The sequence below is a fragment of the uncultured Rothia sp. genome (assembly GCF_963544205.1).
Taxonomy (GTDB): domain Bacteria; phylum Actinomycetota; class Actinomycetes; order Actinomycetales; family Micrococcaceae; genus Rothia.
Genome location: NZ_CAUUDY010000010.1, coordinates 12,740 through 32,149, shown reverse-complemented (window position 1 = coordinate 32,149; position 19,410 = coordinate 12,740). Strand labels below are relative to the sequence as shown.

The window sequence follows — 19,410 nt, the reverse complement described above, 5'->3', positions numbered from 1 at the left end:
ATTGCCCCCGCGCAGTTCAAGGCCTCGGTGCAGTTCAAAGCCTCAGTGCAGTTCAAAGCCTCAGTGCAGTTCAAGGGGTGCGCGGCTTATCCCTTCTACTGAGGCGCACTCATACCGCGGTATGAGCAGTGGGGTGGTTGAGCGCCCGGTCGGGCGAATTTTTTCAGGGTTTTCCCATATTTTTCAGCCCTCAGACGGAGGGGTGAGCCGCCGAGAAGCTGAGATGATAGAAGTGTACTTCCGTTAGTTCATACCCAATGAAGGTTGTCATGACGCAGAATCCTCAATCCCAGAACCATCCTCAAACCCAGAACCCGCAGTTCCAGGCTCAGAACCCGTATTCAATGACCCCTCCGCAGGCGGCGCAGCCTGCCGGTCAGTATTCCGTTCAGCAGGGTCAGCCCGGCCAGCAGGGCTACTATCAGGGTCAGCCGCAGGGCTACCCGGCTCAGGCACCTCAGCAGATGCAGCAGGCGCCCTTCGCGCGCGGTGCAATTATTTCTGCCCGTAACCTGCACAAGTCTTACGGCAATAACCCGGTGCTACGTAACGTGAGCCTGGATATTTTCCCCGGCGAGTCCGTGGCGATTATGGGTCCTTCCGGTTCCGGTAAGACCACCCTGTTGCATGCGCTCTCGGGCATTATCAAGCTCGATGCCGGTTCTGTGCTGTTCAATGGCCCGACCGGTCAGGTGGCGGTGGAGTCCCTCAGCGAGCGTGAGCGCACCTCCCTGCGCGCTAACTCGTTTGGTTTCGTGTTCCAGCAGGGTCTGCTGGTTCCCGAGCTGACCGCGGAGGAGAACGTTTCCCTCGCCGCGATGATTGCCGGTGTTCCCCGCCAGCAGGCGCGTTCCATTTCGGCTGATCTGCTGAACCGTCTGGGTTTGGGGCAGATGTTGGACCGCCGTATGGGTGAGATGTCCGGTGGTCAGGCTCAGCGTGTGGCGATTGCCCGTTCCCAGGTGAACGGTGCCCCCGTGACTTTCGCGGATGAGCCGACCGGCGCGCTGGATTCGAAGACCGCGCGTGAGGTGATGGCTCTGCTGCTGACCATGATTCCGCAGCAGGGTAAGACTCTGCTGGTGGTTACTCACGACCCGAACGTGGCGGCAGCGTGCTCCCGCGTGGTGTACCTGCAGGACGGTCAGATTGTGAGCGATCAGCGCAATAACCAGGGCGGCGTTCCCGCTCAGAACCCCGGTGCTCAGAACCTCGGCGTTCAGAATCCGGGCGCTCAGTCTCAGGCAGGTGCATAATGCAAATCTATGCTCTACTCGCCAAGCGAACCCTATGGAGTTCGCAGGCGATTCTTCCCGTGCTGGCTTTTGCCGCCTCCTCGGCACTGTTTTTGACGGTTGCCGGCGGCGTTCAGGCGCTGAGCACCTGGCTTAACCACGCCGCCAACGTTGACCACGAACTGGTGAACCTGATGGGCATTCAGAAGCTCTACATGGGTTTGGCGTGGGTTGCCGCTCTGGTGCTGGTTGTTCCGCTCTTTACCCTGGGCGCTTCGGCTGCTCGTTTGAGTGCCCGCCGCCGTGACGAGCGCCTTGCGTCCCTGCGTCTGATTGGTGCCTCCACGACCCTGATTGTGGGTCTGTCGGTTGCGGACGCGCTGGTGTACTCCCTCGTGGGCTTCATCATCGGTTTGTTGCTCTACCTGGTGCTGATTTTCCCGTTCGGTGCCATGCACTTCATGAACGTTCCGCTGGGTGCTCAGAATATGCTCCTGCCGGTGAACATAATTTTCTACTGCTTCCTGGGCTGTATGGTCCTGGCGGCTCTAAGCTCGCTCTTCGGTCTGGCGAAGGTCAGCATCAGCCCGCTGGGTGTGCGTACCCGCGCGAAGGCTGGCTCCGCAGGTTACATTGCCCTCGGTATCGGTGTTGTTCTGGTCATTGCCGTGATGATTCTGGCGTCGACCTCCACGGGCTTCAAGATGTTCTCGCCCTTCCAGGACGGCGGTGCCGATAGCGCCATGAAGAACCTGGCGATCTTCATTGCTCTGCCGGGTTTGCTGATGATGGTTGCTATCGACCTGATTGGCACCTTCCTGGTGTGGGCGTACGCAAAGATTCGTGTGCGTATGACCCAGAAGGCGTCGGTTCTGCTGGGTTACCGTGCGGTGCTGGAATCCCCGCGTGGGGCGTGGCGTCAGGTTTCGGGTGTGGCACTGTCGACCTTCTTGGTGACCTTCTTCGGCCCCATCCTGATTCTCGCGGGTGAGATGAGCAAAGACGCGAAGCAAGCCGGTCCCGCCGCCGGCCCCTTCATGACCATCATGCAGGACATGTTCCAAGGCATGCTGCTCATGCTGTTCTTCTCGTACCTGCTGGTCACTCTCTCCGCAGTGTTGAACCAGAGCGCCGCGATTTACGAGCGCGGTTCGCTGTATTCTTCGCTGAATATGATGGGTACCCCCACGAGGCTGCTGCAGGCTTCGCGTCTTACCGTGGTCTTTGGCCCGCTGGTGCTCATCAGCGTGATTTCTGCACTGCTGGGTCTGCCGCTGACGGCTTTGATTGCGGCTCAGGGTCTTCCCGGTGAGGTTCTGGCGAAGATGTTCGGTCTGACCTTCGGCGCTATTGCGCTGGGTCTGGTGCTGGTCTACGCGGGTCTGCTGGCGACCATTCCGTTTATGCGTCAGGTGACCCACAAGCCGGTATCTGCGCTCTAAGCTGTCGCGCTTTACCCTCCCGTTGCATTCTCTCAGGATGCAGCGGGAGGGTTTCTTTATGCCTACTTATGTGCCGCGTGCTTATAGTGCGTGCGTTTGTGCCCTCACCCGGCTTACACCCTGCATGTTTTCTCACGCACCGGGCCACCGCTTCCATAGCCTAAAGCCCTGTGAGAGACTGACATTATGTTTGAACACACAGTACCCTCCGATTGGTTCCCCCGCTGCGCAATCTTCGACTGCGACGGCATCCTCCTCGATTCCGAGACCGTCTGGAACGATGTGCAGCGTGAGCTTTTCGCCCGCTGGTCTGTTCCCTTCACCGAGGAGGTGGAGCACCGCCTCACCGGCCTGGCGGCAGCCGACGTCGCCGAGGAGCTTGCACTGCTCTCTTACGAGGCGCAGAACGGCCAGAAGCCGGACACCGCCTCCGCAGAATACGCCGAGCACCATGAGCGCGTGATGAAGGACCTGCTCGCCACCGAGCACGAGGTCATCAGCTCCGGCGTGGACCTGATTGAGGGTGCGCAGGAGTTCCTGGGCTTCCTGAGCGAGCACATGCCCGTTGCGGTGGCGTCGAACTCTACCGCGAAGATTCTGACCCTGAAAATGGAAAGCTACGGTTATGCCCCGCTGGTGCGCACCTGGGTCAGTAGCAACGACGTTCCCACCGGTAAGCCCGCCCCGGACATGTACCTGGAGGCGGCACGCCGCCTCGGCTTTGAAGGTCACGAGGCGCTGGCGTTCGAGGACTCCCCCGCGGGCGCGCAGGCGGCACGTGACGCCGGTACGAAGGTCATGATTTACACTCCGGAAGGCACCGACCCGGCAAAGGCACCGACCGGTTTTGGACGCTTCGATTCGTTCAAGGACCCGCAGCTCTGGGAGGCGGCACGCACCTGGATCGCCAAGCTTGAGGCGGCACAGCAGTCTGAGGCGGCGCAGGGCTAAGTAATTAGCGCCCCCTCCCCCGGTATGAAGAAAGACCCCCGGCCCGCTCCTGAAGAGCAGACCGGGGGTCTTCTATGCTTTATCAGCTTGTACCTAAGCGGTACGAGTTTATCGGCGCATAACCTTCTTCGCCAGTGCGTTACCGATGAACTGAACCAGCTGAACCAGGACGATAATAATCGCCACAACAGCCCAGGTGATCTCATCGTTGAAGCGCTGGTAGCCGTCCACAATCGCGATCTTACCCAGACCACCGGCACCCACGTAACCGGCCATAGCGGACATATCCACCACGCCGATAACGAGGAAGGTGTAACCCAGGATTAGCGGGCCAAGTGCCTCGGGAATCATCACGGTGAACAGGATGGTCAGCTTCGAAGCGCCCATCGCGCGGGCCGCCTCAATCACACCCGGGTCAATGGAGACCATGTTCTGCTCCACGATACGGGCAATTGCGAACGCAGCACCGAAGCTCATCGCGAAAACCGCAGCGTTCACGCCCAGGCGGGTACCCACCACGGCGCTCGTCAGCGGGCCCAGCGCCGCAATCAGGATAATGAACGGAATCGGGCGAATCACGTTCACCAGAATGTTCAGGATCGTGTACACGAAACGGTTCTGGAAAATATTACCTGCACGGGTGGTGTACAGCAGAGCACCCACAATCAGGCCAACCAGACCGGCACACAGCATGGTGATAGACACCATGTAGAACGTATCGCCGATAGCCGGGAGCAGCTTCTCGGGCAGGAACTCAGACCAGTCAGTCTTAGACGCAGCCAGCGGAAGAGTAGTAGCAAACATTTAGCGCACCTCCTGCACGCGAGCAACGGTCTTCAGTTCAGCAACAGCGGCATCAATGCTGGTGATTTCGCCGAGAAGTTCAAGGGTGAGGGTACCGTACGCCTTGCCCTGCAGGGTCTCAATACCGCCGCCCACAATGTTGAAGCGGACGTTACGGGCACCCAGGTAGGACAGCACCTTACCGAGCTCCTGGTTACCCTCCACGATTTCAACGTTGATGAGGTAACCCTTGTGGTTAGCGCGCAGCTCAGCCGCCTCCTTGCCGGTGGGGGCAAGCTTGACGGTGGTTGCCACGAACAGCTTCGCCACATCGGTCTGCGGGTTGGAGAAGACGTCGTAGACGTTGCCCTGCTCCACCACACGACCGGACTCCATGACTGCCACACGGTCAGCGATGCTGGAGACCACGTCCATCTCGTGGGTAATCACCACGACGGTCACACCCAGTTCACGGTTCACACGCTTAAGGAGCGCAAGCACTTCATGAGTGGTTTCCGGATCCAGCGCGCTGGTGGACTCGTCCGCCAGCAGCAGTGCGGGGTTGGTCGCGAGCGCACGGGCAATACCCACACGCTGCTTCTGACCGCCCGAAAGCTGGTTCGGGTAGTGGCCTGCACGGTCGGCAAGACCCACGAACTCGAGCATTTCCAGGGCGCGGGCGCGGCGGTCCTTCTTAGACCAGCCGGCAATCTTCAGGGGGAACTCGACGTTACCGAGCACGGTGCGGGAGTTCATCAGGTTGAACTGCTGGAAGATCATACCGATGTTGGTGCGTGCTTCGCGCAGTTCGGAGTCGCGCTTGCCGGAAATTTCGAAGCCGCCAACGGTCAGGGTGCCGCTGGTGGTGGTTTCCAGGCCGTTAATGAGGCGGACCAGGGTGGACTTACCGGCGCCGGAGTAGCCGATAATTGCAAAGATTTCACCACGGTTAATGGTGAGGGAGACGTTGTCGACAGCAACTACTGCCTTGGGGCCGTTGCCGAAGACCTTGGAGACTCCGTCCAGAACCACCATGGGCGAGGTGCTATCGCCGAAGCTCTGTGCCAGTTCACTCATAAATATGTATCCGTAAATGTCGTGGTTGGGGCGCTAAAGGGCCTTAACGCCGTTACGCAAAGGACGGTAAGCCTATCGTGACCCGCATCGGGTTCTTAGACTTACCGCCTTTGCGTGTGCCTAGAGGAGGCGTGTATTGAGAAGATTACTTCTTGGCGCGCAGCTTGGCTTCTTCGTTAGCCAGGGACTGACGCAGCTCGTCGGTGCTCACGTTGACCTCAACAGCGGTGCCGCGGGTCTCTTCCTGAACGACGTCCATGACGGCCTTGGAGTGGAAGAGTTCAACAATCTTCTTGTAGGTCTCGTCGTCAGCCTTGTCCTTCTGAGCAACGAAGAGGTTCACGTACTTGATTGCCGAGGGGTCGGTCTTGGGGTCGTCCTGAGCCAGTGCGTCTGCGGGCTTCAGGCCTGCATCCTTGAGGAAGTCGTTGTTGACGACTGCGCCGTCAGCGGACTCCATGCCAACCACGGTCTGGGTTGCGTCGACGGGGGTGACCTTCACCTTGGAGTTAGCGGTGTCAACGTCGTCGATGGTGGGTGCGTCAACGTCAGCGTTCTTGAAGGTAACCAGACCGTTGGTCTTCAGCAGCTTCAGCGCGCGTGCCTCGTTCACGGTGTCGTTCGGGATAACGATCTCGCCGCCCTGGGGGATGTCAGCCAGCTTGGAGTGCTTCTTGGAGAATAGAGCCATCGGGTAGATGACGGTCGGGCCGACAATCTGCAGGTCCTTTTTAGCGCTCACGTTGTAGTTAGACAGGTACGCGATGTGCTGGAAGCGGTTCATGTCGATGTCACCGGCGTCCAGTGCGGGGTTCGGCTCGGTGTAAGCGCTGAATTCCTTGTACTCAATGTCGATACCCTGCTTCTTAGCTTCTTCCTTCAGGGTCTTGTTGAACTTCTCGGAGCCAACCACACCGATGGTGACCTTCTTGGATGCGGAAGAGGAGGAAGAGGAGGAGTTGGTGGAACCGCAGGCTGCCAGGCCAATGACCATGGGGACAACTGCGAGTGCAGCAGCAAACTTCTTCACGGCTATGAATCTTTCTGTTGAATGATGATGCGTTCCGCCGGGTGCTGACGTTGGTATTAGCACGTCCGATGGGAATGATGATGGGACAATTACAGCACGCGCGGGGGCGGGTGTGGAAGTTAAGAGCTATTCATGAGACATAGAACGTCAAGGTCGTCATATTTTGTCATAATTCGTCATGCGGTGATTATTTCCAGGTCACAAAGCGTCATTGACGATGTCATTGCCGGTGTATTCAGGCACACACAAAACGCCGGCAAGGGTACAAAAACCCAAGCCGGCGTTCATAAAACGGGCAATCAGCGAGCCGCTAGCGCCTACTGATCGAACTCACCCGAAGCAATCAGCTGCTCACGCACCTTACGGCGCAGAACCTTACCCAGCATCGAACGGGGCAGGTCATCCACCACCACGATGCGGCGCGGAACCTTGTAGCGGGTCACCTTCGAGTAGCAGTGCTCACGCAGGGTGTGTTCCTGCACCACGCGGCCCGGGGCGGGAACCACAGCGGCGACCACCATCTCGCCACCGGCGGGCAGCGGAATACCGACCACCGCCGCATCCGCGACCATGTCGTGCTGTTTGAGGGCGACCTCAACCTCCGTCGGGGAGACGTTGAAGCCACCGGTGATGATGACCTCCTTGATGCGGTCAACGATCTGGATGAAGTAGTCCTCGTCCAGGCGCACAATATCGCCGGTACGCAGCCAACCCTCGGGGGTGATGGTCTTCGCGGTCTCGTCTTCACGCTTCCAGTAGCCGGCAAAACGCTGCGGGCCCTTCACCCACAGCTCGCCCTCTTCGCCCTCGGGCACGTCCTCGCCGGTCTCCGGGTCCACCACGCGAATATCGGTGGAGGGGAACGGAACACCAATAAAACCGGCACGACGAGTGTCATTCAGAGGGTTGCAGGACACCAGCGGGGCACACTCGGTCAGACCGTAGCCCTCCACCATGAAACCGCCGGAGGCTTCCTCCCACTCGGCAACCAGCTCAGGCGGCAGGTTCATCGCACCGGACACCGCGTAACGGATACCTTCCAGGGACATACCGCGCTTCTTCGCCTCATCCAGCAGGCGGCGGTACACCGGCGGAACCGCAGGCAGAATAGTCGGGCGGGTCTTCTTCATCGCCTTCAAAATCAGGTCCATGTCCACGGTCGGGAACAGCACCAAGCGGGCACGGCACAGCGACGCAATCGTCACACCCAGGGTCATACCGTACGCGTGGAACAGCGGCAGAACCGAGTAAATCACCTCGTCATCACCCGGGTTAATCCACGCCTCACCCATGCGGCCATTAGACTCCAGGTTGCGGTGCGTGAGCATCACACCCTTCGGCAGACCGGTCGTGCCAGAGGTGTGCTGCAGCAACGCAATATCGTGCGCGGTCGGGCGGCGATGCGCAGGATCAATACGGTCGCTCTTCAGCAGATGCGACCACGGCACCGTACCCGGAGCGGGACCCGTCAGCTTCTCACGCGAAGCACGCGCACTCTTCAACGGCAACTTCAGCGCGGTACGCATCAGCGCAGGCATCGCCGAAATCATGTTCACCGAATAAATATGGTTCGGGCGGATATCAGCCGGAAGACCCGTAATATGCGAAGCGATCTTATCCCACACAATCGCGACCTTCGCGCCGTGATCCTCAAACATATGGCGCAACTCCGCGCCCGTATACAGCGGGTTATGCTCCACCACAATCGCGCCCAAACGCAGAATCGCGTAAAACGCCGCAATATGCTGAGGACAGTTCGGCAGAATCAGCGCCACACGGTCACCCGCCTGCACACCCGCCACACGCAGGCCCTCCGCCGCACGCTCAATCTGGTCGCCCAGCTCAGCGTAGGTCGTGGTCGCGCCAAAGAACTCCAGCGCAACCTTATGCGGTACGGTGCGAACCGCCTCGTCAATGAGGTGGCTCAGCGAGGTTTCAGGCAGCTCAATATCGCGAGCAGTCCACGGCGTATAGTTCTTCAACCAGGGGCGATGCGCCAACGGATGCGCACCAGCAGCTACACCAGCGGATGCGCCAGCGGGGGATGCAGGAGCCGCCGCATCCTGCAGGTTCGTGTTCTTCTGAGCCTCAGTCATGCAATGATTGTGCCTTCCCGCACCCGCAGGCTTCAACTCAGCACCGTTTCTTTCCACGCTGAAAATCACACGGTACACCCGCCCCAGATACCGCAATAAACACCGAAACACTAAGGCAGAACCCCGCAACTCTGGGATACTTAAAGCATGAGTAAACGACAGCAAGACATCACTGACGAACAGTTCAAGAAGCTCCTCCGCGAAATTTCCAAACGATTCGCAATCGCCGGAGGAGTCGTCATCCTGTTCGGAATGGCCATCATCGCACTCGCTTACCTTCTGGGAGGAGCCCACTAATGCACACCCCGCAGCGCCCCAACGGCGACATCTTCAACCGCATGGTCTCCGGCGCCGCCTACATGCCCGACGCCGAATGCTCCGCGCAGTACAAGCGCATCCACGCTGCAACCATCCTCGCCGAAGAACACTACGCACGCGGCGAGCAGGCACAGGCAATGCACGTCTACCGTGAACACCTCGGCCACCTGGGCGAGCACTCGCACATCCGCCCCGGCGCACGCTTCGACTACGGCGTGAACACCTACATTGGTGACGGCTCCTTCTTCAACTTCGGCTGCGTATTCCTGGACGTCTGCCCGATCCGCATCGGCTCCACCGTGCTCGTCGGCAACAACGTACAGTTCCTCACCCCCACCCACCCGCTCAACCCCGTCGACCGCGCCGCATACTGGGAAGGTGGCAAGCCCATCACGGTTGAAGACAACGTCTGGATTGGCGGCGGCGCCATCATCCTGGGCGGCGTGACCATCGGCAAGAACTCCGTGATCGGTGCGGGCACCGTCGTCACCAAGGACGTCCCGGCTAACTCCCTGGTCGTCGGCAACCCCGGCCGCGTGGTTCGCACCCTGGACGAGAACGAACGCCCGGCGTACCCGCACACCTACTCCGCAGAAGCCCTGGAAGAAGCACGCGCCTTCTACGCTGACCGCAACCGCTAAATCAGCACCCAGGACTAGAATCCAAAGGATTTAATGAACGCACAGAACAACACCCCGCAGCAGCGCCCGACCGCGGCGTCCACTCCCACCGAAAGTGACCTGTGGGAGGCGGCATTCTCCTCCGACGACCCCACCGTGGTTCTGACCGATGAGGAGCTGAACGCCGCACGCCGCGCCCACGAAAAGGCGCGTGAGTCGGTCTCTTCGGCTCAGTCCTCTGCGCAGTCCTCGCAGGATGCGACCCGTCCCCTCACCGAGGCGGCTCCCGCAACCCAGCCGCTCCTCTCCGCAAACAGCGCCGCTCAAAGTGCAGACTCCGGTGCTGACTTGGGTGAACCTGCTACCGACAACCTCAGCTGGCTCGACAAGCCTGCAGCTCCCAGCGCGGACAACGTACGCGGTAATGCTTCTACCGCTCCTACCGCTGCGGCAAGCTACGAGGTGCCCGCACCCAGCAACGCCCATGCGGCACCCAGTGCCCAGCAGGCTAATCCGGCGGATGATGACCACTTCGTCATCCCCACTCCCGCCGGTGATGCCGGTGCGGCGGGTGCAGAACCCATCCTCACCGCCGCAACCGCGCTGTCCATGCAGAAGAGCCGCTACTCCCGCATGCACCTGCTGCCCGGCCTGCTCGGTTGGCTGATTACCATCTCCCTCATGGACGGTGGCCTGTGGGCTATCCAGTCGTGGCTGACCCTGACCGGTCAGAGCGAGTCCATCGAGTACGCCTCGGTGGTCTCCCGCCTCTTCAGCGGCACATCAAACGCAGTGCCGGTCGCGGTGGCGTTGAGTGTGCTCATCTTCTTTGCCTACCTGGTGGGCGGTTACGCGGCGGGCCGTATGGCACGATTCGCCGGCGCAAAGCAGGGCATCGCCGTGTGGCTCTGGCAGATTATGGCGCTCATCCTCGGATCCCTGGCGACCTTCCTGGCGCCTCAGCTGTTCCAGAACGGTGTTGCGTCCCTGTCCCTGCAGAAGCTGATTGCGGGTGACTTCGCGAACGGTCTGCTGGCGGTTCTGCTGGTTCTGGCGTTGAGCTTCCTCGGCGCTATCCTCGGCGGCCTGTGCGGACGCCTGTACCACCGCCGCGTAGACAAGTATCCGAACGACCAGGTGGCACGCGAGGACGCCTAGGCTTCTCAGCACCTGCGCCTCGTTGCGATAGGAATAAAACCATAGAGAAAACCTCCGGCACCTTGTGACAAGGTGCCGGAGGTTTTCTCTATCTAAATCTGTATCCTAAGCAGCTTCAGCTACCCAGCGATAAAACGCTGACCAGCCGAAACATGCCGCCTAGTGGTCCAGCAGCAGTGCAGGCTCTTCAAGAATCGCAGCCACATCAGCCATAAAACGAGCCGACAGGTCACCATCCACCACGCGGTGATCGAACGAGCCGCCCAGGGTCGTCACCCAGCGAGGAATAACCTCACCGTCAACCACCCACGGCTTCTGCTTAATCGTACCGAAGGCAACAATCGCAACCTCACCCGGGTTGATAATCGGGGTACCCGTATCAATACCCAGCGAACCAATGTTCGTAATGGTCAGGGTGCCGTTCGCCATCTCAGCAGGCTGAGTCTTACCCTCACGGGCGCGGGTGGTCAGGTTATTCAGCGCAACAGCCAGCTCACGCAGGGACAGCTCCTGAGCGTCCTTAATGTTCGGAACCATCAGGCCGCGCGGGGTCGCCGCAGCAATACCCAGGTTCATGAAGTGCTTAATCTGGATTTCGCTGTCGGTCCAGGTCGCATTGACCTGCGGGTTACGCTCAGCAGCCCAAATTACCGCGGCGGCAAGCACGAGCAGCGGGGTGACCTTCACGCCCTCAAAGTGGCGAGACTTCTTCAGGCGCTTCACGAACTCCATGGTGCGGGAGGCATCAACGTCCACGAAGATGGACACGTGCGGGGCGCTAAACGCCGAAGAAACCATCGCCTTCGCGGTTGCCTTACGCACACCACGCACCGGAATGCGCTCAATGCGGTCACCGGGGGTGACTGCGGGCTGCCAGAACGGCTGGCGGGCGCCGCTATGCTGCACATCGCTCAGGTGCGCCACATAGTTCATGAGGTCCTGCTTGGTCACCTGGCCACGCGCACCGGTAGCAGTCACGTTCGCCAGGTCAACACCCAGCTCCTTTGCGGCAAGGCGCACCGGAGGCGGCGCGAGGGTCGGGCGGTGCGGAACCTGCTCGGGCGGCAGGGTCGGTGCCGGCGCCGCAGCCGCGGGTTCGTGCGACAGGCGCTGCACCATCGAGTTCAGCGGGCTGTTCTCCACAAAGCGGGAGGCACGCTCAGCCAACTCGCTCAGCAGGCCCTGGTTGCGGTTCACCGGGTCGGCAGGAGTATGCGCCACCGGTGCCTGAACAGCCGGTGCCGCGGGAGCTTGTGCAGGCTGATTTGCGGAGGCGGGACGCTTACGGGCGCGACGCTTCACCGCATCCGCCTTGGGGCCGGAGCCGACCAGCGCGGTTCCGGATTCAGTCTCTGCCGCGGCAGGTGCAGCCGGTGCTGCGGGTGCGTTGTCACCGCCGGAGATACTGATAATCGGGGTACCCACCTCAACAGTTTCACCTTCGGCAACGAGCAGTGCCTCAACGGTGCCTGCGAAGGGCGAGGGCAGTTCCACGACGCTCTTCGCGGTCTCAATCTCGACCAGCACGTCGTTGATGGCGACCTCGGTGCCGACGGCTACCTTCCAGCTGAGGATTTCTGCTTCGGTCAGGCCTTCACCCACGTCAGGGAGCGGGAAAATCTGGGACATTTTTACCTCTCACTAGGGTATATACCCTATACGGAATATTCTGTGCGGGCTTGCAACCCGCCATAGCGCAACACGCTGATACGTCAAATCAGGGCATGCCTAGTAGTCAAAAGCGCGGTCAACCGCCTCAAGAATACGGTCAATATCGGGCACGTACTCTTCTTCAACGCGAGAAACCGGGTACGGCATGTAGTAGCCGCCCACGCGAATCACCGGCGCCTGCAGGCTGTAGAAGCAACGCTCCGTAACAGCCGCCGCCAGCTCGCCGCCCATGCCACCGAAGGTCGGCGCCTCGTGAGCAATAATCAGGCGGCCGGTCTTCGCTACCGAAGCGGCAACAGTCGGCACATCCAGCGGCGAAATCGAGCGCAGGTCAATGACCTCAATCGAACGACCATCCTCAACCGCGGCCTCTGCGGCAGCCAGAGCAACCGGCACCAGCGGGCCGTACGCAACGATGGTCGCGTCCGTACCATCACGCACCACCTGGGCGCTGAACGGGTCAAAGGAAGTATCGCTAAAGTCCACTTCGCCCTTGAGCCAGTAGCGGCGCTTCGGCTCAAAAATAATGACCGGGTCCGGGCACTCAATCGCCTTGCGGGTCATCCAGTACGCCTCGTGCGGAGTCGAGGGAGTCACAATACGCAGGCCCGCAGTGTGGGCGAACAGTGCCTCCGGGGACTCGGAGTGGTGCTCCACCGAACCAATCACGCCACCGTACGGAATACGAATGGTCACCGGCACCGTGTACTGCTTATCGGTACGGTTGTGGATCTTCGCCAGCTGGCTCGTGATCTGGTTGTACGCGGGGAACACGAAGCCGTCGAACTGAATCTCCGGCACGGGGCGGTAGCCGCGCAGCGCCATACCGATCGAGGTGCCGATAATACCGGACTCGCCCAGAGGCGCATCCATAACGCGGCGGTTGCCGAAGCGCGCCTGCAGGCCCTCGGTCACACGGTACACGCCGCCGAGCTTGCCGATATCCTCACCGAGCATGACGACGGTGCGGTCGGCTTCCATAGCGTCTTCCAGGCCTCGGGTGATGGCCTTGGCGAGGGTCAAACGTTCAATTTTCTCGCTCATGCTTACTCCTCCTCAAAGCCTGCAATGTAGGTGCGGTAGAACTCGCGGTCGTCTTCCACCTGCTGGTGTTCCTGCGCGTAGACGCGGTCGAAGAAATGCTCAAAGTCGGCAACCTCGGAGTTCAGCACTGCCTCACGCACGCCGTTTGCGACCTGCTGAGCGGATTCTGCAACCTCTTCGAAGAAGGCGTCGTCAGCATAACCGTTATCGCGCAGGTGCTTCTCGAGGCGAATCATGGGGTCGCGGTGCAGCGGACCTTCAAGGTCGGCGTCGGTGCGGTACTTGGTGGGGTCATCCGCGGTGGTATGCGGGCCGAGGCGGTAAGTCTCAGCCTCAATCAGCACGGGACCTTCACCGGCACGAATCTTTTCCATGGCGTAGCGGGTTGCGGCAAGCACGGCAAGAACGTCGTTGCCATCCACGCGGATACCTTCAAAGCCGTAGCCTGCCGCGCGGGTGGACACCGGCACGCGGGACTGCACCTCGAAGGGTACGGAGATAGCCCAGCGGTTGTTCTGCACGAAGAAAAGCACCGGCGCGTTATAGGAGGCGGCAAAAACCATGGACTCGTGTGCGTCACCCTCGGTGGAGGAGCCGTCACCGAAGTAGACCGCCACGGCGGGCTTCTGCTTGTCTTCGGCGGGGTCGGTTGCCTGACCCTGGCCGGTGGGGCGGGTGCCGGTTTCAGCTTCGATGTCGGCGTCGAAGTTCAGGCCCATGGCGTAGCCGACGGCGTGCAGAGTCTGAGCGGCAAGCACCTTGGTGTAGGTGTGGAAGTTGTGCGCCTTCATGTCCCAGCCGTGGGTGGTGGAGCCGCGGAAAATCGTAATCAGGTCGCGGAAGTCCACGCCGCGCGCCAGGGCGACGGCGTGCTCACGGTAGGAGGGGAAGATGTAGTCGTTGGGTGCGTATGCGAGTGCGGAGCCGATCTGTGCGGCTTCCTGGCCTCGGCTGGGCACCCAGAGGGCGAGCTGGCCCTGGCGCTGCAGGGCGGTTGCCTCGTCGTCGAATCGGCGGGTGGTGTACATGAGGCGGTATGCCTCGCGCAGGGTGTCTGCGTTGACGTCTTCGATGTACCGGCTGTAGGTGGGGTGTTCGTGTACGGTGCCGTTTTCATCCATGAGCTGGATGCGTTCGGGCACTCCCGGGTACTTGTCGTTCTCGTGCATCTAACCTCCACACATGACGAGGGCTTGGCCCTCAGCGGCTTGGGTTTTAGTCTCAACGTTCACCTGATGGTGCAGGGTTTGAGGTGTTCCGGTAGGCCTGTGAGGGTCTGGGCATATATAGTTACCAGTCTACTCTTTTCGGCTTTATCTCGCGGCAGTTACGCTGATAACGCAGTGTATTGTGCCCTGTCATTCACTATTTGAACATCATTAAATTAAACCTCCCGTATATTCTTTTACAGGAATATATGGGAGGTTTAGTTTAGCCATTAAGCGCTTTTTCGAGCCGCCATTTTTCTCACGCGAGAACCATTTGAAGAGCCCAAACGAACCTCGACTAGGGAAAATAGTACATTGTTCAATTAGAGCCGGGTGGGTACCCGCACTCCTCTATGAGAGACCCTAGAGGCCCTTCGCGAAGACCTCGCAGAGGGAGAGGAAACGGTCGTTCGCCTCCACCTCGCCAATACTCACGCGAACACCCTCGGTACCAAACGCACGCACCGACAGTGCATGCTCAGCCATCAGCTGCACGAACTCACCCGTGCGCTCCCCCAGGGGTAGCCACACAAAGTTTGCGTAAGTGCTCGGGAACTCGTAGCCCAGCTCGCGCAGGCGGGCGGTCACACGCTCACGCTCAGAGACCAGGTGGCTCACGCGCTCCATCACCGCATCCTCATGCTCGATGGAGGCGATAGCCGCCGCCTCCGCCAGCGCCGTCACCGCGAACGGGGTCGCCGCCACGCGCAGGTGCTGCGTAATCTGCGGATGCGAAATCGAGTAGCCCACGCGTAGACCCGCCAGGCCCTGCGCCTTGGAGAAGGTGCGCAGAATGATGACGTTCTCGTAGTCACAGTAGATATCCAGGCCGTTCAGCGGAGGCTCTTCACCCTCCTGCACGGTGGAGGCAGCGCAGAATTCGAAGTACGCCTCATCAATCACCACGGGAATGTGGGAGGGCACCTTCGCCAGGAACGCACGAATCTGGGTCTCGGTGACGGCGGGGCCGGTCGGGTTGTTGGGGGTGCAGACCAGAATCAGGCGGGTGCGCTCGGTGATGGCGGCGGCCATGGCGTCCAGGTCGTGCGAGCCGTCGGGCAGGTTCGGCACCTGCACGCTGCGAGCGCCCATGATGCCGACAAGGATCGGGTACGCCTCGAAGGAACGCCAGGCGTAGATGACTTCGTCCTGAACGCCGTCGGCGTTTACGCCGGCGAAGGTTTTGAGAATCTGGTTGAGCGCGCCGAGACTACCGGCACCGGTGACGATGTCGTCAGCGTCCACACCCAGTCGTGCGGAGAGCTTCTGTCGCAGGGCGGTGGAGAGCGGGTCGGGGTAGCGGTGCGCGGTCGCAAATTCTGCGAGGACGCGCGCAACCTCGGGTACGGGGCCCAGCGGGTTCTCGTTGGAGGAGAGCTTGTACTGGGTGAGGCCTTCAACGGGTGCGGGCGGCTTGCCTGCCGCGTAGCTGGGCAGGGTGTTGAAGACGGGGCGGACCGGGATGTTGGCGTGTTCAGCTGACTGGCTCATGCTTCCAGTATGTGCCTGCGGGCGGCTCGGAGGCTAACGCTTCTCACCTGGAGAGCAGGTCGCGAGCAAGCTGTACCTGTGCAGGTAGCAGAGACTAGCCGCGAGCGCTGTACGCATAGATGGAGGGGCGCCGCCGGGTATTGGACCGGCGGCGCCCCTCTTCTCTTCTCTACTCTACTCGTCCCCTCCACCCTCCACCGAGCCGTCAAGATTGGTTCTTGAGATTGGGCTTTTAGACCATCAGGGGTTCACGCTCCTCGAGGGGAGTCAGGTCCTCGGGAGGGCCTGGTGCGCGGAACCCGGGATCGATATTCTCGGGCGGAGTTGGTGCGAGGAATCCCGGGTCAATGCTCTTGGGCGGGAGCATGGGCGCAGGTTTCAGGTCCGGCAGAGTGGGGATGAGCGACTCACCGCCGTCGTAATCTCCGCCCTGTCCGGATTGGAAGATTGGAGGATTCTTGAGAGCAGAACCCACACTAGGGAGCTGCAATTGCTCGATGAATGGCTGAGTAACAGCCTTTTCGATGTGCGTATGCAGATCTGCAGGTTTGGGCAGAATGTCCGGCGGAATCAGACCTGCAGGGGGTAGCTGCCCCTCTGCCTCGATTCGATCGGGCATCTTGATGGGCCCAGGCTCCGGACGACTCAGGTCCCCGGGCATCTTGATGGGGGCAGGCTCGGGGCGGCTCAGGTCGCTCGGCATATTGATGGCGGGCGGCAGATGCTGCGGGTTGTATCCCTGCAGGAGGGGCACCTTGGGCATCTGCGGCACTGGCATTTCGGGCCATGCAGGCTTCGGTTCGGAGTGAGGGAGGCGTGGCTTGCCTGCCTCCCATGCGTCTTTAGCCCCTTGTTTGATTTTTTCCCCCTTATCTTTGGCGTCCTGAAGGCCCCTAACCTTACCGTCCGTTCCTTGAATAATCGCTTCATCTATGCCCTTCTCGTCAATCTTGACCCCCGATTTGTAGGCTTGGGCAAGGTAGAATCCTAGGCGTTCGGTCGTTACGCCCTTTCGTTCAACCGAGCTGTACCCGTCTGGCATGGCGGAGCCCGAGGTAACCTTCTGCTCTCCCAGCACATACTCTTTGCCGTCCATTGCCGCACGCATGCCACCAAACACCGCGTTACTATGCCCCTCGCGTTCTAGGGCTTCTCGGTATTTTCCACCATCATGTACGGGGTTCTGGACGGTGATTGCTGTATCACGGTCGTCAGGACGCCAGCCTCCCTCATCCCTCAGTGCACTATCCGGAACAATATCACCTTCGCCTTCTACATAGTCCACGGCGAAGCCACGGCGTTTGGCAGGCAAGCCTCGTAGCGGAGTACCTTGAGCATAGATGCCCACGATGTTAATTTCCTTGGCAACCTCGAGACTATTAGCCATGTTGTAGGCAATCATGGCACCCTGGCTGAAACCCTCCATGTACACACGAGCGCCCTGAGGTGCTCCAGCATCACGTAGAGCCTGCAAAACCATCTGGTAGGCAGAGTTCCTCGTAGTATCTGTACCCAAGGTTTCACGCACGGCACCTGCCGGGTCCATGGGAGAACCGCCCCAGGACGCAAAGTTGGTACCCGGGATACTCACCACATATAGGGCATAGGCAGGGTCGCCTTCGTGTCCTGCTTCGTACATAACGGTGACAAGTACGGCACCGCGTTCACCCTTAGTCGGGTCCTGCTGAGAACGCTCAAATTCCTGATCCTGTGCCTTAGCAGCCGCCTGCAGGCGATCCGAGCTGGCGCCCACAGAGAGCTGGCTTTTCTCGCCACGATGCGCCGCTATGCCGTACTCATCAGCTGAGGTAGTACGTACGTTATGAGCTTTATACCCGGTAGCCTTGATGAGGCTGCCTCCAGCAAGTTTGAACACGCCAAGTCTTATGGCTTTTCGAGCAAGAAGTCCGCGCGGAATGCCAAACATGCTTGCAAGGCGGTCAAATGCTCGCTGACGAGCAATTTCGGGATTCCATTTGGCATCCATGTAGGCAGTGAAGCCGAAGATAATGGCTGCCACTACAGGTGAATGAGGCAATACCCAATAGGCCGAGAAGTACCCAAGCTCGGGAATGGTGAGCTTCAAGAGGTAGTTAGCTTCGCCGGGTTCTCCAGCAATGAGTCCGCGGAAGTGGTCTCGGGTGCTGCGTCCGTCGGGTAGTTTGCCGTCCTTTGCGATGCCCATGGATTCGAACCAGCCTGCGACGGTGTTTTCAACCTGCAGGTAGGAGCTGTGAGCTACACGGACGGCGGCTGCGGTTGCGCCGAACTTTGCGGCACTCATACCGAGGTCTGTGGCGAGGCCGGTGCAGAGGGCGGCAGCCTGCTGGGCGCGTCCGTTGATTCCGAGGAAGAGACGAGTTTCAGTGGCGATGCCGAGAATGGGCATGGTGCGGTCGGCGCAGGTGCGGCTGACGACATCGAGGCCGTCGGCAATGGCGGGCATTTCTTCGAGCTCAACGCTGATGGTGCCTGCGGTGGGCCCTGCGGAGTCGGCGAGGTCACCGATGGGCGCAACGGTGGGTCCGGTAATCATGGTGTCTCCTAGGGTGAGATTATTGGGTTCGGATGAGGGAGCTCAGCCCGTCGGGCAGGTTCACGTGCATGAGCGAATCGAGCGCTGACTGGGCTTTTTGCACGCCTGATTTGGCGATAATTTCGCCGGGGTTGAGTTTTTCGAGGATGTCGGCGGCACCGTCTGCGAGCTTGCCGAGTAGGTTATCTACGGCGGAGGCGGCGGCTTCGATTGCCTGCGCTTTGGTGGTGAGGTCGTTGGCGAGTTCTTCGCCGGCGGCGGCAATCATGGCGGCGGCGCTTTCGGCTTGTTCGGCTTGGTTGCGGATTTTTTCGCGGTGTTCTTCAAGTTGTCGCCGGTAGGCGCGTCCGGCTTCGGATGCCCAGTGGTCGCCGTTGAGTTCGTTGGCGCGTTGGTGTGCGGTGCGGATTTCTTGGGCTTCGGTGCGCATCCGGTGGGAGAGTTCTGCGCCTTTGGCGCGGGCGAGCGCGGCGGCTGCCATGAGTTGCTCGGCGAGGGCGTGGCCGGCGGCGGTGCCGATGCCCATGTGTCCTGCTGCGCGGAGGATATCGGTCGGTTCGATTCGGGGCAGCTGGGGTACGGGTGGTGGTGCGGTGTCGACGATCGTGGTCACGGAGCGTCCTTTCGGTGGTTGGGCTGGTTGTTTGTGCGCCTATTTCTGTCCTGTGTTTGGGTTTGTTTTAGGCTAAATCTGCCGCGGTGACCGTGCAGGTGGAGTGCGCCAACCTGTGGATAACTCAGGCTTGTTTC

At 60.4% G+C, this 19,410-nt stretch carries 15 protein-coding genes; 5 read left to right on the top strand and 10 right to left on the bottom strand.

Going from position 1 to position 19,410, the window contains the following annotated elements; translation table 11 throughout:
* The first annotated feature begins 269 nt into the window (after positions 1-269).
* The 3 genes from RWZ58_RS06255 to RWZ58_RS06245 all read left to right on the top strand — a co-directional run bounded on the left by RWZ58_RS06255 (position 270) and on the right by RWZ58_RS06245 (position 3,628).
* A complete protein-coding gene (locus RWZ58_RS06255; protein ID WP_314658040.1) occupies positions 270-1,256 on the top strand; it encodes an ABC transporter ATP-binding protein in 987 nt (328 codons plus the stop codon).
* Positions 1,256-2,677, top strand: a complete 1,422-nt coding sequence (locus tag RWZ58_RS06250; protein ID WP_314658039.1) for an ABC transporter permease — start codon at positions 1,256-1,258, stop codon at positions 2,675-2,677. Before RWZ58_RS06255 ends, RWZ58_RS06250 begins: the two co-directional genes overlap by 1 nt.
* A 186-nt stretch (positions 2,678-2,863) precedes the next feature.
* Positions 2,864-3,628, top strand: coding sequence for an HAD family phosphatase (locus tag RWZ58_RS06245; RefSeq protein WP_303950564.1), 765 nt, complete (start codon positions 2,864-2,866; stop codon positions 3,626-3,628).
* Positions 3,629-3,736: 108 nt separating this feature from the next.
* Here RWZ58_RS06245 and RWZ58_RS06240 read toward each other — a convergent pair whose 3' ends face one another.
* The 4 genes from RWZ58_RS06240 to RWZ58_RS06225 all read right to left on the bottom strand — a co-directional run bounded on the left by RWZ58_RS06240 (position 3,737) and on the right by RWZ58_RS06225 (position 8,614).
* Entirely contained in the window at positions 3,737-4,432 is a 696-nt protein-coding gene (locus RWZ58_RS06240) for a methionine ABC transporter permease (protein WP_070832128.1), read from the bottom strand.
* Complete coding sequence (locus tag RWZ58_RS06235; RefSeq protein ID WP_070846715.1) at positions 4,433-5,488, bottom strand: methionine ABC transporter ATP-binding protein; 1,056 nt, start codon at positions 5,486-5,488, stop codon at positions 4,433-4,435.
* A gap of 145 nt (positions 5,489-5,633) precedes the next feature.
* The gene (locus RWZ58_RS06230) at positions 5,634-6,518 is read right to left on the bottom strand and encodes a MetQ/NlpA family ABC transporter substrate-binding protein (RefSeq protein ID WP_314658038.1); all 885 of its coding nucleotides are present in this window, start codon (positions 6,516-6,518) and stop codon (positions 5,634-5,636) included.
* A 317-nt stretch (positions 6,519-6,835) separates the two neighbouring features.
* Entirely contained in the window at positions 6,836-8,614 is a 1,779-nt protein-coding gene (locus RWZ58_RS06225; RefSeq protein ID WP_314658037.1) for a long-chain-fatty-acid--CoA ligase, read from the bottom strand.
* A 296-nt stretch (positions 8,615-8,910) separates the two neighbouring features.
* Here RWZ58_RS06225 and RWZ58_RS06220 point away from each other — a divergent pair, with 296 nt between their 5' ends.
* Positions 8,911-9,573 carry a sugar O-acetyltransferase gene (locus RWZ58_RS06220; protein WP_314658036.1) on the top strand — a complete coding sequence of 221 codons (663 nt, stop codon included), beginning with the start codon at positions 8,911-8,913 and terminating at the stop codon, positions 9,571-9,573.
* A gap of 33 nt (positions 9,574-9,606) precedes the next feature.
* Positions 9,607-10,710: a hypothetical protein gene (locus tag RWZ58_RS06215; protein ID WP_314658035.1), complete on the top strand. Its 1,104-nt coding sequence runs from the start codon at positions 9,607-9,609 to the stop codon at positions 10,708-10,710.
* A gap of 159 nt (positions 10,711-10,869) precedes the next feature.
* On the opposite strand, the gene RWZ58_RS06210 is transcribed toward RWZ58_RS06215, so the two are convergent.
* The 6 genes from RWZ58_RS06210 to RWZ58_RS06185 form a co-directional block, all read right to left on the bottom strand.
* Positions 10,870-12,339: a dihydrolipoamide acetyltransferase family protein gene (locus tag RWZ58_RS06210; RefSeq protein WP_314658034.1), complete on the bottom strand. Its 1,470-nt coding sequence runs from the start codon at positions 12,337-12,339 to the stop codon at positions 10,870-10,872.
* A gap of 99 nt (positions 12,340-12,438) precedes the next feature.
* A complete protein-coding gene (locus tag RWZ58_RS06205) occupies positions 12,439-13,425 on the bottom strand; it encodes a transketolase C-terminal domain-containing protein (RefSeq protein WP_314658033.1) in 987 nt (328 codons plus the stop codon).
* A gap of 2 nt (positions 13,426-13,427) precedes the next feature.
* Positions 13,428-14,594: a thiamine pyrophosphate-dependent enzyme gene (locus RWZ58_RS06200; protein ID WP_314658032.1), complete on the bottom strand. Its 1,167-nt coding sequence runs from the start codon at positions 14,592-14,594 to the stop codon at positions 13,428-13,430.
* 402 nt (positions 14,595-14,996) lie between these two features.
* Entirely contained in the window at positions 14,997-16,124 is a 1,128-nt protein-coding gene (locus tag RWZ58_RS06195; protein WP_314658031.1) for a histidinol-phosphate transaminase, read from the bottom strand.
* A 232-nt stretch (positions 16,125-16,356) separates the two neighbouring features.
* Entirely contained in the window at positions 16,357-18,660 is a 2,304-nt protein-coding gene (locus RWZ58_RS06190) for an extensin (protein ID WP_314658030.1), read from the bottom strand.
* Between the two features lie 19 nt (positions 18,661-18,679).
* Entirely contained in the window at positions 18,680-19,273 is a 594-nt protein-coding gene (locus tag RWZ58_RS06185) for an ABC transporter substrate-binding protein (RefSeq protein ID WP_314658029.1), read from the bottom strand.
* Positions 19,274-19,410 lie beyond the last annotated feature (137 nt).